5 protein-coding genes, 6 rRNA genes and 1 pseudogene are annotated in these 16250 nt (G+C 41.0%); all 12 read right to left on the bottom strand.

The window, feature by feature from the left end; genetic code table 11:
• Window positions 1–6: 6 nt before the first annotated feature.
• The 12 genes and pseudogenes from rrf (G9F72_RS06170) to G9F72_RS06120 all read right to left on the bottom strand — a co-directional run bounded on the left by rrf (G9F72_RS06170) (window position 7) and on the right by G9F72_RS06120 (window position 15902).
• Window positions 7–123, bottom strand: a 5S ribosomal RNA gene (rrf, locus tag G9F72_RS06170).
• Window positions 124–182: 59 nt separating this feature from the next.
• Window positions 183–3107: ribosomal RNA gene (locus G9F72_RS06165) — 23S ribosomal RNA — on the bottom strand.
• A gap of 288 nt (window positions 3108–3395) precedes the next feature.
• Window positions 3396–4913: ribosomal RNA gene (locus G9F72_RS06160) — 16S ribosomal RNA — on the bottom strand.
• Together the 16S, 23S and 5S rRNA genes form the textbook arrangement of a ribosomal RNA operon.
• Window positions 4914–5547: 634 nt before the next feature.
• Window positions 5548–6534, bottom strand: coding sequence for a phosphotransferase enzyme family protein (locus G9F72_RS06155; protein ID WP_164960198.1), 987 nt, complete (start codon window positions 6532–6534; stop codon window positions 5548–5550).
• Between the two features lie 377 nt (window positions 6535–6911).
• Window positions 6912–7205 carry a DUF2695 domain-containing protein gene (locus G9F72_RS06150; RefSeq protein ID WP_164960199.1) on the bottom strand — a complete coding sequence of 98 codons (294 nt, stop codon included), beginning with the start codon at window positions 7203–7205 and terminating at the stop codon, window positions 6912–6914.
• A 47-nt stretch (window positions 7206–7252) separates the two neighbouring features.
• Window positions 7253–7873, bottom strand: a complete 621-nt coding sequence (locus G9F72_RS06145; protein ID WP_164960200.1) for an SMI1/KNR4 family protein — start codon at window positions 7871–7873, stop codon at window positions 7253–7255.
• 224 nt (window positions 7874–8097) lie between these two features.
• Window positions 8098–8376 (bottom strand): annotated as a pseudogene (locus G9F72_RS27545) (hypothetical protein); the annotation flags it as partial.
• A 21-nt stretch (window positions 8377–8397) separates the two neighbouring features.
• Window positions 8398–9843: a leucine-rich repeat domain-containing protein gene (locus G9F72_RS06140; RefSeq protein ID WP_164960201.1), complete on the bottom strand. Its 1446-nt coding sequence runs from the start codon at window positions 9841–9843 to the stop codon at window positions 8398–8400.
• Between the two features lie 301 nt (window positions 9844–10144).
• A complete protein-coding gene (locus G9F72_RS06135; protein ID WP_164960202.1) occupies window positions 10145–10783 on the bottom strand; it encodes a DUF4304 domain-containing protein in 639 nt (212 codons plus the stop codon).
• 212 nt (window positions 10784–10995) lie between these two features.
• Window positions 10996–11112 (bottom strand): 5S ribosomal RNA (rrf, locus tag G9F72_RS06130).
• A gap of 57 nt (window positions 11113–11169) precedes the next feature.
• Window positions 11170–14094: ribosomal RNA gene (locus G9F72_RS06125) — 23S ribosomal RNA — on the bottom strand.
• A gap of 290 nt (window positions 14095–14384) precedes the next feature.
• Window positions 14385–15902: ribosomal RNA gene (locus tag G9F72_RS06120) — 16S ribosomal RNA — on the bottom strand.
• Window positions 15903–16250: the final 348 nt, after the last annotated feature.

Here is a 16250-nt window from a genome sequence, read left to right as displayed (position 1 = left end):
TTTCTTACCTGGCGACGACCTACTCTCCCACAAGGTTGCCCCTGCAGTACCATTAGCGCATTGAAGCTTAACCTTCGTGTTCGGTATGGGAACGGGTGTTACCTTCATGCCATAATCACCAGATTGAGAAAATTATATTCTCTCAAAATTGCACAGTGAAATTTTCGCTTCATATATATATTAAGGTCAAGCCCTCGACTTATTAGTATTAGTCAGCTGAACATGTTACCATGCTTACACCTCTAACCTATCAACCTGGTGTTCTTCCAGGAGTCTTACTAACACCGTGCTTACGCACGAGTTATGGGAAATCTCATCTCAGGGTGGGCTTCACGCTTAGATGCTTTCAGCGTTTATCCCTTCCAAACATAGCTACCCAGCGATGCCACTGGCGTGACAACTGGTGCACCAGAGGTTTGTCCATCCCGGTCCTCTCGTACTAAGGACAGCTCCCTTCAAATTTCCTACGCCCGCGACGGATAGGGACCGAACTGTCTCACGACGTTCTGAACCCAGCTCGCGTGCCGCTTTAATGGGCGAACAGCCCAACCCTTGGGACCTACTTCAGCCCCAGGATGCGACGAGCCGACATCGAGGTGCCAAACCTCCCCGTCGATGTGGACTCTTGGGGGAGATCAGCCTGTTATCCCCGAGGTAGCTTTTATCCGTTGAGCGATGGCCCTCCCACGAGGTACCACCGGATCACTAAGTCCGACTTTCGTCCCTGCTCCACTTGTAGGTGTCGCAGTCAGGCTCCCTTCTGCCTTTGCACTCTTCGCGCGATTTCCAACCGCGCTGAGGGAACCTTTGAGCGCCTCCGTTACTTTTTTGGAGGCGACCGCCCCAGTCAAACTGCCCACCTAACAATGTCCTGTGACCAGATTCATGGCCTCCAGTTAGAACCTCAGTACTGTCAGGGTGGTATCCCAAGGATGACTCCACACAGGCTGACGCCCATGTTTCTCAGTCTCCCACCTATCCTGTACAGACAATACCGAAATTCAATGCTAAGCTACAGTAAAGCTCTACGGGGTCTTTCCGTCCAATCGCGGGTAGCCAGCATCTTCACTGGCACTACAATTTCGCCGGATGTGCTGTTGAGACAGTGCCCAAATCATTACGCCATTCGTGCGGGTCGGAACTTACCCGACAAGGAATTTCGCTACCTTAGGACCGTTATAGTTACGGCCGCCGTTTACTGGGGCTTAAGTTCATACCTTCGCTTGCGCTAAGTAATCCCCTTAACCTTCCAGCACCGGGCAGGCGTCAGCCCCTATACATCAGCTTTCGCTTTAGCAGAGACCTGTGTTTTTGCTAAACAGTTGCTTGGGCCTATTCTCTGCGACCTACTTTCGTAGGCACCCCTTCTCCCGAAGTTACGGGGTCAATTTGCCGAGTTCCTTAACAGCAATTCTTCCGATGGTCTTAGGATTCTCTCCTCACCTACCTGTGTCGGTTTGCGGTACGGGCACCAATATCCTCGATAGAGACTTTTCTTGGCAGCGTGGAATCAGATACTTCAGGAATAAATTCCCTTCCCCATCACATCTCAGCGTTAAGAGCAAACGGATTTGCCTGCTTGCTCCGCCTAAATGCTTAGACACACATCCAATAGTGTGCACATCTTATCCTCCTGCGTCATCCCATTTCTAATAACGTCCATTGGTGGTATCGGAATATCAACCGATTGTCCATCACCTACGCCTTTCGGCCTCGGCTTAGGTCCCGACTAACCCTGAGAGGACGAGCCTTCCTCAGGAAACCTTAGGTTTTCGACCGTTAAGATTCTCACTTAACTCTCGCTACTTATGCCAACATTCTCACTTCTGTACCGTCCACCACTCCTTACGGTATGACTTCAGCCAGTACAGAAAGCTCCTCTACCGCGTACACATAGTGTACACCCATAGCTTCGGTGGTAAGTTTTAGCCCCGGACATCTTCGGCGCAGGATCTCTTGACTAGTGAGCTATTACGCACTCTTTGAATGAGTGGCTGCTTCTGAGCCAACATCCTAGTTGTCTTAGAAATCCCACATCCTTTTCCACTTAACTTACACTTTGGGACCTTAGCTGATGGTCTGGGCTGTTTCCCTTTTGACTACGGATCTTATCATTCGCAGTCTGACTGCCGAAATAAAAGTATATGGCATTCGGAGTTTGATAGAGTTCAGTAACTGTTGTCAGCCCCTAGCTCATTCAGTGCTCTACCTCCATTACTCAATTAATCGACGCTAGCCCTAAAGCTATTTCGAGGAGAACCAGCTATCTCCGAGTTCGATTGGAATTTCTCCGCTATCCACAGCTCATCCCATGGTTTTTCAACACCAACGTGGTTCGGACCTCCACGGAATTTTACTTCCGCTTCATCCTGGCCATGGATAGGTCACCCGGTTTCGGGTCTACGACATGCAACTATACGCCCTATTCAGACTTGGTTTCCCTTCGGCTCCGTACCTTAAGTACTTAACCTCGCTACATATCGTAACTCGTTGGCTCGTTCTACAAAAAGCACGCCGTCACACATATAAAGTGCTCCGACCGGTTGTAGGCACACGGTTTCAGGTTCTATTTCACTCCCCTTCCGGGGTTCTTTTCACCTTTCCCTCACGGTACTTCTTCACTATCGGTCACTAGGTAGTATTTAGCCTTGGGAGGTGGTCCTCCCTGCTTCCCACAAGGTTTCACGTGTCTCGTGGTACTCTGGATTAGATCTGACTGTTTTTCCTTTTCATTTACAGGCCTATTACCTTCTGCGGAGCAGCTTTCCAGCTATCTTCAATTAAGGAATTGCAGTATTTATGATCTATCCTCAACCCCTAGGTCAAAGACCTAGGTTTGGGCTCTTTCCCTTTCGCTCGCCGCTACTTAGGAAATCGATGTTTCTTTCTCTTCCTCCGGGTACTTAGATGTTTCAGTTCCCCGGGTCTACCTCTGCATACCTATTTATTCAGTATGCAGTACATAGTTGTTACTATGTGGGTTCCCCCATTCGGAAATCTTTGGATCACAGGCTATTTGCGCCTACCCAAAGCTTATCGCAGCTTAACGCGTCCTTCTTCGGCTCCTAGTGCCAAGGCATTCGCCATGCGCCCTTTGTAGCTTAACCTTTATCTATTACCTACTTGCGTAGATAATTTCGTCTATTTACATAAACGTTTTAATTCATTTTGCGAAATTGTATTAAATCCATCTAACTACTTACGTAGTTTTAACTTATTAAAACAACTTTAATTTCACTGTGCAATTTTCAAAGAACATTTTTAGAAAGATTAAATTTTTAGTTAACTCAGAAGAGTTAACTAAAATTAGTCTCTCAAAATTAAACAGAGAATAGGTTACGAGTAATTACAGTAGATGTTTTGCATTGACCGAAGTCTTTGCATCTACTCCCTAGAAAGGAGGTGATCCAGCCGCAGGTTCTCCTACGGCTACCTTGTTACGACTTCACCCCAATCATCAATCCCACCTTCGGCCGCTGGCTCCTTACGGTTACCTCACGGACTTCGGGTGTTACCAACTCTCATGGTGTGACGGGCGGTGTGTACAAGGCCCGGGAACGTATTCACCGCGACATGCTGATTCGCGATTACTAGCAACTCCGGCTTCATGTAGGCGAGTTGCAGCCTACAATCCGAACTGGGATGAGTTTTTGAGTTTGGCTCCACCTTGCGGTCTTGCATCTCTTTGTACTCACCATTGTAGCACGTGTGTAGCCCTAGACATAAGGGGCATGATGATTTGACGTCATCCCCACCTTCCTCCCGGTTAACCCGGGCAGTCTCACTAGAGTGCTCAACTTAATGGTAGCAACTAATGATAAGGGTTGCGCTCGTTGCGGGACTTAACCCAACATCTCACGACACGAGCTGACGACAACCATGCACCACCTGTCACCCTGTCCCGAAGGACTTCGCCCATCTCTGGGTTATGCAGGGGATGTCAAGTCTAGGTAAGGTTCTTCGCGTTGCTTCGAATTAAACCACATGCTCCGCTGCTTGTGCGGGCCCCCGTCAATTCCTTTGAGTTTTAATCTTGCGATCGTACTCCCCAGGCGGAATACTTATTGTGTTAACTGCGGCACCGAGGTTCGACCCCCGACACCTAGTATTCATCGTTTACGGCGTGGACTACCAGGGTATCTAATCCTGTTTGCTCCCCACGCTTTCATGCCTCAGCGTCAGTTACAGTCCAGTAAGTCGCCTTCGCCACTGGTGTTCTTCCTAATCTCTACGCATTTCACCGCTACACTAGGAATTCCACTTACCTCTCCTGCACTCTAGACACCCAGTTTCAAATGCAGCACCCAAGTTAAGCTCGGGTATTTCACATCTGACTTAAATGTCCGCCTACGCATCCTTTACGCCCAGTAAATCCGGACAACGCTTGCCACCTACGTATTACCGCGGCTGCTGGCACGTAGTTAGCCGTGGCTTCCTCCTCTGGTACCGTCATTATCGTCCCAGAAGACAGAACTTTACAACCCGAAGGCCTTCATCATTCACGCGGCGTTGCTGCGTCAGGGTTTCCCCCATTGCGCAATATTCCCCACTGCTGCCTCCCGTAGGAGTCTGGACCGTGTCTCAGTTCCAATGTGGCCGATCACCCTCTCAGGTCGGCTACGCATCGTTGCCTTGGTGGGCCGTTACCTCACCAACTAGCTAATGCGCCGCGGGTCCATCTCAAAGTGGAATTTTCCGAAGAAAAATCCTTTGATGTCTCGATCATGCGATCAAAACATATTATGCGGTATTAATCTCCCTTTCGGGAGGCTATTCCCCTCTTTGAGGCAGGTTACCCACGTGTTACTCACCCGTCCGCCGCTAATCCACCCCGAAGGGTTTCATCGCTCGACTTGCATGTGTTAGGCACGCCGCCAGCGTTCGTCCTGAGCCAGGATCAAACTCTCAATTTAAAAGTTTACACTTTTTATTTGAAATGAATAATCTGCGCCAACTGTTAAGCTGGTTAGCAAGCTCATTACATACTTTTTAGTCTTACGACTAATATTACTTTTTTATCTAAAGTAATTAACTGGTCTAACGAAATATTATTTCGCTATTTTACCTATTTCTCTGTTTAATTTTCAAAGACCAACTTGCTTGCCATCATGTGACGACAAGGAGTATTCTATCATATAAATAAGAGTACAATTTAAGCCAATATGCCCCCTAGCTTGATTATCTTCATATTCCTACATATAAGTACAAATAATTCTATTTTCCGCATTCCGATACGCAAGGCTAGATATTATAAAAACAATAGGTATATAAGATTGATAATGGGGGAAAGAGTGGATGAGTATGAAGGTTGAATCTTTAATAACTGGAGAAGAAAAAGAAAGATATATGCTCGTTAATACTATGGGGAACCAGTTGAAATAAGCATAGATTAGATCGCCTCAGATTGAGTGAATACCACCGTGTCAACAATTATAAAATTGTTGACATTATTAAAATCATTGCTGTTAAAGAATATTAGAATAAATATTCTTTTTTATAAAACGAAACTCATAATCTGTGAACTGTTTATTCTATATCTTCATTTTATTAAAGTGAATAGAAGACCTCTTTACCCTCTAAAAAATCTTTGCAAAGAGTGTCACATTTTTTTAGTGCACTAGTTTTAATCCAGGAATTTCTTTGATTATCTCTCATAAATAAAACATAACTTATAAAGGTATCCATGAATATTTGTCCTTCTATATATTTCAGGTCACCAAAAGAAAATGAAGCTTTAGATGAATACCCTTGTAAAAAGGTTTGTCTTAATTCACTAGGAAAAATAGTCGCAGCACTACCTAAATCGAATACATAGTATCCAAATCCGCAAAATCCCAAATCTATTAAACAGGGGTTATCATTGTTAACCACGATATTTCCCAATTGAAAGTCTGCATGAATGATACCGAATGCATCTTCTCTTAAATTGAGTTCATTAATTTGATTCTTAACTAAAATCAACACTCTTTTGATAATATCATAATGTTCCATACTAAATAGATTAACATCAACACAATATTTTAGTTCATCAATAGCAGTATCAATTCTATCAACGTCATATATTGGTCTTATGAAATCTTTTGATGGCTTAAATTCTTTTAAACATTTATGAAATAGTGCAAGATTCTGTCCAAGAGTAAAAGCGATTTCCTTAATATTATCCTCCTTAAGAGTGAGAGTACCACCTTCTATCCACTCTAAAATTGTGGCATAACAAGGATGATTAAAATTATCCAATTTATATTCAGTTATATACTCTCCGAGATTATTAGCGATAGGCTTTTGTGCATAAAGTAATCCTTTATGGTTAAGCTCTTGTAGAATCTTAATTTCAGATTTTATACCTTCCAATGTATGTTGTAGACCAAATAGACCTTCAGTGCTAGGTTTATGTATGCGTAATAAATAATTCTTATTGTTAACTCCATCAGTTATTTTAAAAGTAATATTTTCATTATGCCTGATAAATTGAATTCCCGGATCAGAAATAGAATATAATGTAAAAACTTCTTTAGCTATACTATTAGAATCCATATTTTTTCTCCTTTTCTTATAAGTTAAAATATTATTCAATGAAATATATAATTGGAATGTGTCGTCTTTTTCTACAAGTTCGACACAAAACATATATTTAATTGTACTATTATTACCTTAAACTGGATATAAAAATCAATAAATGATTTTTACTAAAACTGCATATTCATCTATAGAATACTTGAATACATTCCTATTTAGACAAATATATCCATTGTACAATTAATGGTACAACATTTAAAATTAAAACTCCTATTTTTTAGATTTCTTCTCATCCGACCACACCTACTGCTGTGATGTGTCGCAATCATCTAATTGACAAATAAAGAGCAAGGCTAACAACCTTACTCTTACACTTGATAAATCTTAAATTTTAATTACATTCCATCCATTTTTCCTTCTATATTTGCAAGTACTTCACAATCGCAATAACCACCATTTTCACTCATCCAATCTAATGAGTTTTCTTTTGGCAAGTTATTATTCTCTAAAAATTTAATTGTATACTTTAAAGTATCATCACAACCACAACCATCTTCACCTAATTTATCATCAAGATAATCAAATAAATTTTGAAACAACATTGTATTGAATGGTAGAGAATGCAAAAAATTTTTTTTCTGTTCCTGTGCGTATTTTTTCAAAAGTTCTTTCTTCTTATTTTTATCCATATATTATTTCCTCCAATATTATACTATATACAAAATGATTAAGAAAACTAATCCCACCAATCAACAGGGGTTTCCTCCTTCATCATACTTTCTGCAATGCATAACTCTTTTTCTAAGAAATCATCAAATGATATATATGTGCTTATGATTTCCCCATTTTCCCTTATTATATTGATACTACTGTCACCAAAAATAAAATAACCTACATTTTCATCAAAACTATATGCTCTACTCCCAAAATAAAAGCTACTCTTCTCAACATCATATCTATTAATCCAATATTCATTTGCTAAACCTAAATCATGACATTGGAGTTTGCTTCTATCAATTAATGGTATACTTGCTTGCATGGAAGGCATCAATCCAAATAAACTAATACCATAGCAAAAACAACCATTTAATGTCAATAGAAATTTTTGATATATTAATGGTATGGATTTCCCGTGTTTTTTTTTAAATTTAGATATCCATGCTTTCTTCGCAGGAGGGAATAAAGTAATTGCAAAGTTATACGGTGCAACCCATGGTCTATGACCTATTTGAATCTTATCATCTATATCTATAATTGAACAATATTGGGTATATTTTAGAGATTGTTCTTTTAACGGCTTAAATTCTATTGGTAAATCATTTAAAATATCGACTATTTTTACCTTTATAGGATTCATCTTTATCACCTCTCAATTTCTATTTTATAATACCATAATATGTACTATTTCATCTTGAGTATATACAATAATTACGCATTGATACCTGCTAAATATCAATATAAATCTGATATTGTAAATACCCATATCAATTAATGATATGGGTTTGCTTGTCACGACCTAAAAGAATATTGTGTATTATTTATATTCATTTATTACTTTTTAGCCTATCTGTTCTAACTTATTCATCCACCAATCTTTATCAAAATATAAAGGTCTAACTGGAACCATTTCGATGGATTTTTAAGATATTGCTCTGAAAATACCATTTCTCCAACTACTTTTGTCATAAGTAGGTAGTCATTCCCATGCTCTCTACATTTAGCAACAATTTTAGGGACAGGTAACCTTTTCTGTAGCCACTGCAATATTTTTTGTTCATGTTCAAATACAGCATTTGATTTTTCAACTTTTAGATAATAGTCTTTATTATTATTTGTATAGTGATAAAGACTTGCATTTGAACAACCTACTTCATATTTCTTTTATTTTTCATCTTCATGTTTAAAATCTTGGACTTTTATTCCTGAAGAATCTTCTGTTATAATCATGGTTTCTATTCCATATGGTGGGTTATGAGGTCCCACAAATGTTTCAACCCTGATTTTAAGTCTATACTTTCCATCTGACTTTTCAGTGCTTAAAATTCCTGCATTCATATACTGTCTAAATTCTCCGTAATATTGTTTTATAGATGATTCTATGTACGGAGAGAGTGTACTCAAAATAAACTCTTGGTTGAGTTTATCAGTAAAAATATAATTCGGTAATGGGTTTTTACTGAAATCTATATTTGTTAATGGTAATCCAGGTATACTTCTCAATGGACTTATGTCACTTATTTGATTATGTGATATATTCAAGGACTTCAAATTTGATAATGAACTTAGGGGACTTACACCACTTATTTTGTTATTACTCAAATTTATAGCAGATAAATTTTTAAGTGAGCTTAATTCTTCTAAGGAAGGTATTTCATTATATGACAATCCTATACTTTCCAAACTTTTTGCAGTACCTATCCCTTTAATATTATTAATCTTATTTCTATCCAAACTCACGGTTCTTAAATCCTCCAGTTTGCCCAATGCACCAATATCGGTAATCTCATTTTCTGATAAAAATAAATGTATTAGGCTTTTTAGAGTCTTTAACGGACTGATATTTTTAATTTGATTCCCATACAAATACAAGTCAGCTAATTTTGTCAAACCACTCAATGGCTTAATATCAGTAATTCTATTTTCACCTAATTGCAATATCTTTAATTCTTTCAAGTTTTTAAGAGAGCCAATATTAGTTATTTTATTCATTCCCAATGTCAGCTCAGTCAAATTTACTAAAGAGCTTAACGGCTCTATATCTTCAATTTTATTACCATATAAATCTAAGCCAACTAAATTAGTTAATCCCCTCAAAGGTCGTAAATTTGTTAATCTATTAAAAGATAAATCTAATATCTTTAGATTTATAAGATTGCCTAATGGGCTAATATCACTTATATTATTGCTCTGAAAATTTAATTCTTGCAAACCTGTTAAACTGCTTAGTGAGTTAATATCATTAATTTGGTTATATCCTAAATTCAAACTTACTAAATTTGTTAAGGAATTTAATGGACTTATATCACTAATCTTATTAAACATTAAATTTAATTTCTTAAGATTAATTAGATACTGAATCCCATCCATTGATGAAATATTCTTATGATTTAAAGTTAAGTCTTCTATAATCTTTACATCATCTTTAGTTATGTCTCCTTTAGGTTTATTTAATTTATCTCTTATTCCAGTTTCTAAATTTTTATCATTAAAATTAATTATTTTACTTTGTAGTGTTATAATAATATCCTGTCCTTGTACTTCCTTATATGGACAAATCATAGCCAAGAAAATAAGTATCATAATTGCTAACATATAATATTTCTTCAAGTTTATCCCTCCATCTAAAAGCTTTTGTATACTATAGGTTCTACATAATCTATACAATTAATGCTTATATGAGATAACTATTAAAATATTATCTATTACCCATCACATAACAATATTTACGTCCTTGTATACACTTCATCCCTTTTTTACCTATAGCATATCTCCAATGTCTCTGCCATAGGTTCTGCAATAATCTTTGCCGAGTTATGCACTGTAGACTTGACAAAACACAGGCTAAACATGACCCATTAATTAACTTGCTATTGCGTAAAATTATTACAATTATTCATCAATCGTATTTTTAGATTGATGAACAACAGATTAGTTCTTTCCGTATTTCTTCGAAAACTGTAATTAGCCCAGTTGTACAATTAATATTGTTTAATCCCCAATCACAAAATTTAATTCCTTCAGTAGATATATTTAAATATTTGTGTACTCTTGCAAGAGTCAATGCTAATCTCAAATCTAATGGTGCTCCTATTTCTTCTAACCTTGGAGATTCATTTACTATATCTTCTACTATAATAGAATCTAATGGTGCGGGGAAATCCTCAAATTGCTCAAAAAATGGTATACCAACTTCTCGAAAAGTTTTAACCATATGTTTTATGTCATTTATTGAATCTTGCTCACTTTTTCCATATTTCCACCAGTAGTCAATTCCTTTTGGTGAAAGTCTCTTATTGAATTCACAATCATATGCTGTTACCCTTGAAGGTAAATTTTTTTGCCCAAGTGAGTTTGGAATAAAGTCAATGTATACCCCCATTTCAATGCAGTAAGAACCGCCTTGTCTATTTGCTTGTACTGTTATGACATAAATATAATGGTTATTTGTTACTCTTCTAAAAGAAAATCCTGAACCTTTAAAACCAAATTCACGAAGAATCGGTGCAAAATTATTTTTTATTAATTTCTTCAATTCTATATCAGGCATAGTTTTCAACTCGTTCTACTAATAACATTAATTTATATATTTTATATTGGGTTACTGATGACGACATATTATACAATTACATCTTAACTTCATATATAATAATATCATTATTTACAACACTTCGGAATTATTTTTTTACAAATAAAGGCAGTACATTGTTTATATTTACGCAAAATAAAAACCACTAAGTTAAACTTAGTGGTTTTTTTGTTACCTGGCGACGACCTACTCTCCCACAAGGTTGCCCCTGCAGTACCATTAGCGCATTGAAGCTTAACCTTCGTGTTCGGTATGGGAACGGGTGTTACCTTCATGCCATAATCACCAGATTGAGAAAATTAATATTCTCTCAAAATTGCACAGTGAAATTTTCGCTTATATATATTAAGGTCAAGCCCTCGACTTATTAGTATTAGTCAGCTGAACATGTTACCATGCTTACACCTCTAACCTATCAACCTGGTGTTCTTCCAGGAGTCTTACTAACACCGTGCTTACGCACGAGTTATGGGAAATCTCATCTCAGGGTGGGCTTCACGCTTAGATGCTTTCAGCGTTTATCCCTTCCAAACATAGCTACCCAGCGATGCCACTGGCGTGACAACTGGTGCACCAGAGGTTTGTCCATCCCGGTCCTCTCGTACTAAGGACAGCTCCCTTCAAATTTCCTACGCCCGCGACGGATAGGGACCGAACTGTCTCACGACGTTCTGAACCCAGCTCGCGTGCCGCTTTAATGGGCGAACAGCCCAACCCTTGGGACCTACTTCAGCCCCAGGATGCGACGAGCCGACATCGAGGTGCCAAACCTCCCCGTCGATGTGGACTCTTGGGGGAGATCAGCCTGTTATCCCCGAGGTAGCTTTTATCCGTTGAGCGATGGCCCTCCCACGAGGTACCACCGGATCACTAAGTCCGACTTTCGTCCCTGCTCCACTTGTAGGTGTCGCAGTCAGGCTCCCTTCTGCCTTTGCACTCTTCGCGCGATTTCCAACCGCGCTGAGGGAACCTTTGAGCGCCTCCGTTACTTTTTTGGAGGCGACCGCCCCAGTCAAACTGCCCACCTAACAATGTCCTGTGACCAGATTCATGGCCTCCAGTTAGAACCTCAGTACTGTCAGGGTGGTATCCCAAGGATGACTCCACACAGGCTGACGCCCATGTTTCTCAGTCTCCCACCTATCCTGTACAGACAATACCGAAATTCAATGCTAAGCTACAGTAAAGCTCTACGGGGTCTTTCCGTCCAATCGCGGGTAGCCAGCATCTTCACTGGCACTACAATTTCGCCGGATGTGCTGTTGAGACAGTGCCCAAATCATTACGCCATTCGTGCGGGTCGGAACTTACCCGACAAGGAATTTCGCTACCTTAGGACCGTTATAGTTACGGCCGCCGTTTACTGGGGCTTAAGTTCATACCTTCGCTTGCGCTAAGTAATCCCCTTAACCTTCCAGCACCGGGCAGGCGTCAGCCCCTATACATCAGCTTTCGCTTTAGCAGAGACCTGTGTTTTTGCTAAACAGTTGCTTGGGCCTATTCTCTGCGACCTACTTTCGTAGGCACCCCTTCTCCCGAAGTTACGGGGTCAATTTGCCGAGTTCCTTAACAGCAATTCTTCCGATGGTCTTAGGATTCTCTCCTCACCTACCTGTGTCGGTTTGCGGTACGGGCACCAATATCCTCGATAGAGACTTTTCTTGGCAGCGTGGAATCAGATACTTCAGGAATAAATTCCCTTCCCCATCACATCTCAGCGTTAAGAGCAAACGGATTTGCCTGCTTGCTCCGCCTAAATGCTTAGACACACATCCAATAGTGTGCACATCTTATCCTCCTGCGTCATCCCATTTCTAATAACGTCCATTGGTGGTATCGGAATATCAACCGATTGTCCATCACCTACGCCTTTCGGCCTCGGCTTAGGTCCCGACTAACCCTGAGAGGACGAGCCTTCCTCAGGAAACCTTAGGTTTTCGACCGTTAAGATTCTCACTTAACTCTCGCTACTTATGCCAACATTCTCACTTCTGTACCGTCCACCACTCCTTACGGTATGACTTCAGCCAGTACAGAAAGCTCCTCTACCGCGTACACATAGTGTACACCCATAGCTTCGGTGGTAAGTTTTAGCCCCGGACATCTTCGGCGCAGGATCTCTTGACTAGTGAGCTATTACGCACTCTTTGAATGAGTGGCTGCTTCTGAGCCAACATCCTAGTTGTCTTAGAAATCCCACATCCTTTTCCACTTAACTTACACTTTGGGACCTTAGCTGATGGTCTGGGCTGTTTCCCTTTTGACTACGGATCTTATCATTCGCAGTCTGACTGCCGAAATAAAAGTATATGGCATTCGGAGTTTGATAGAGTTCAGTAACTGTTGTCAGCCCCTAGCTCATTCAGTGCTCTACCTCCATTACTCAATTAATCGACGCTAGCCCTAAAGCTATTTCGAGGAGAACCAGCTATCTCCGAGTTCGATTGGAATTTCTCCGCTATCCACAGCTCATCCCATGGTTTTTCAACACCAACGTGGTTCGGACCTCCACGGAATTTTACTTCCGCTTCATCCTGGCCATGGATAGGTCACCCGGTTTCGGGTCTACGACATGCAACTATACGCCCTATTCAGACTTGGTTTCCCTTCGGCTCCGTACCTTAAGTACTTAACCTCGCTACATATCGTAACTCGTTGGCTCGTTCTACAAAAAGCACGCCGTCACACATATAAAGTGCTCCGACCGGTTGTAGGCACACGGTTTCAGGTTCTATTTCACTCCCCTTCCGGGGTTCTTTTCACCTTTCCCTCACGGTACTTCTTCACTATCGGTCACTAGGTAGTATTTAGCCTTGGGAGGTGGTCCTCCCTGCTTCCCACAAGGTTTCACGTGTCTCGTGGTACTCTGGATTAGATCTGACTGTTTTTCCTTTTCATTTACAGGCCTATTACCTTCTGCGGAGCAGCTTTCCAGCTATCTTCAATTAAGGAATTGCAGTATTTATGATCTATCCTCAACCCCTAGGTCAAAGACCTAGGTTTGGGCTCTTTCCCTTTCGCTCGCCGCTACTTAGGAAATCGATGTTTCTTTCTCTTCCTCCGGGTACTTAGATGTTTCAGTTCCCCGGGTCTACCTCTGCATACCTATTTATTCAGTATGCAGTACATAGTTGTTACTATGTGGGTTCCCCCATTCGGAAATCTTTGGATCACAGGCTATTTGCGCCTACCCAAAGCTTATCGCAGCTTAACGCGTCCTTCTTCGGCTCCTAGTGCCAAGGCATTCGCCATGCGCCCTTTGTAGCTTAACCTTTATCTATTGTCTATTTGCATAAACAATCTTATCTATTTACATAGACGTTTAATTAATTTTGCGAAATTGTATTAAATCCATCCATAACTACTTACGTAGTTTTAAACTTATTAAAACAACTTTAATTTCACTGTGCAATTTTCAAAGAACATTTTTAGAAAGATTAAATTTTTAGTTAACTCAGAAGAGTTAACTAAAATTAGTCTCTCAAAATTAAACAGAGAATAGGTTACGAGTAATTACAGTAGATGTTTTGCATTGACCGAAGTCTTTGCATCTACTCCCTAGAAAGGAGGTGATCCAGCCGCAGGTTCTCCTACGGCTACCTTGTTACGACTTCACCCCAATCATCAATCCCACCTTCGGCCGCTGGCTCCTTACGGTTACCTCACGGACTTCGGGTGTTACCAACTCTCATGGTGTGACGGGCGGTGTGTACAAGGCCCGGGAACGTATTCACCGCGACATGCTGATTCGCGATTACTAGCAACTCCGGCTTCATGTAGGCGAGTTGCAGCCTACAATCCGAACTGGGATGAGTTTTTGAGTTTGGCTCCACCTTGCGGTCTTGCATCTCTTTGTACTCACCATTGTAGCACGTGTGTAGCCCTAGACATAAGGGGCATGATGATTTGACGTCATCCCCACCTTCCTCCCGGTTAACCCGGGCAGTCTCACTAGAGTGCTCAACTTAATGGTAGCAACTAATGATAAGGGTTGCGCTCGTTGCGGGACTTAACCCAACATCTCACGACACGAGCTGACGACAACCATGCACCACCTGTCACCCTGTCCCGAAGGACTTCGCCCATCTCTGGGTTATGCAGGGGATGTCAAGTCTAGGTAAGGTTCTTCGCGTTGCTTCGAATTAAACCACATGCTCCGCTGCTTGTGCGGGCCCCCGTCAATTCCTTTGAGTTTTAATCTTGCGATCGTACTCCCCAGGCGGAATACTTATTGTGTTAACTGCGGCACCGAGGTTCGACCCCCGACACCTAGTATTCATCGTTTACGGCGTGGACTACCAGGGTATCTAATCCTGTTTGCTCCCCACGCTTTCATGCCTCAGCGTCAGTTACAGTCCAGTAAGTCGCCTTCGCCACTGGTGTTCTTCCTAATCTCTACGCATTTCACCGCTACACTAGGAATTCCACTTACCTCTCCTGCACTCTAGACACCCAGTTTCAAATGCAGCACCCAAGTTAAGCTCGGGTATTTCACATCTGACTTAAATGTCCGCCTACGCATCCTTTACGCCCAGTAAATCCGGACAACGCTTGCCACCTACGTATTACCGCGGCTGCTGGCACGTAGTTAGCCGTGGCTTCCTCCTCTGGTACCGTCATTATCGTCCCAGAAGACAGAACTTTACAACCCGAAGGCCTTCATCATTCACGCGGCGTTGCTGCGTCAGGGTTTCCCCCATTGCGCAATATTCCCCACTGCTGCCTCCCGTAGGAGTCTGGACCGTGTCTCAGTTCCAATGTGGCCGATCACCCTCTCAGGTCGGCTACGCATCGTTGCCTTGGTGGGCCGTTACCTCACCAACTAGCTAATGCGCCGCGGGTCCATCTCAAAGTGGAATTTTCCGAAGAAAAATCCTTTGATGTCTCGATCATGCGATCAAAACATATTATGCGGTATTAATCTCCCTTTCGGGAGGCTATTCCCCTCTTTGAGGCAGGTTACCCACGTGTTACTCACCCGTCCGCCGCTAATCCACCCCGAAGGGTTTCATCGCTCGACTTGCATGTGTTAGGCACGCCGCCAGCGTTCGTCCTGAGCCAGGATCAAACTCTCAATTTAAAAGTTTACACTTTTTATTTGAAATGAATAATCTGCGCCAACTGTTAAGCTGGTTAGCAAGCTCATTACATACTTTTTAGTCTTACGACTAATATTACTTTTTTATCTAAAGTAATTAACTGGTCTAACGAAATATTATTTCGCTATTTTACCTATTTCTCTGTTTAATTTTCAAAGACCAACTTGCTTGCCATCTTGTGACGACAAGGAGTATTCTATCATATAAATAAGAGTACAATTTAAGCCAATATGCCCCCTAGCTTGATTATCTTCATATTCCTACATATAAGTGCAGATAATTCTATATTTCGCATTCCGATACGCAAGGCTAAGTATTATAAAAAAAAT

The sequence above is a fragment of the Clostridium estertheticum genome (genome assembly GCF_011065935.2).
GTDB lineage: Bacteria > Bacillota > Clostridia > Clostridiales > Clostridiaceae > Clostridium_AD > Clostridium_AD estertheticum_A.
This window is presented reverse-complemented; position numbering and strand designations above follow the sequence as displayed.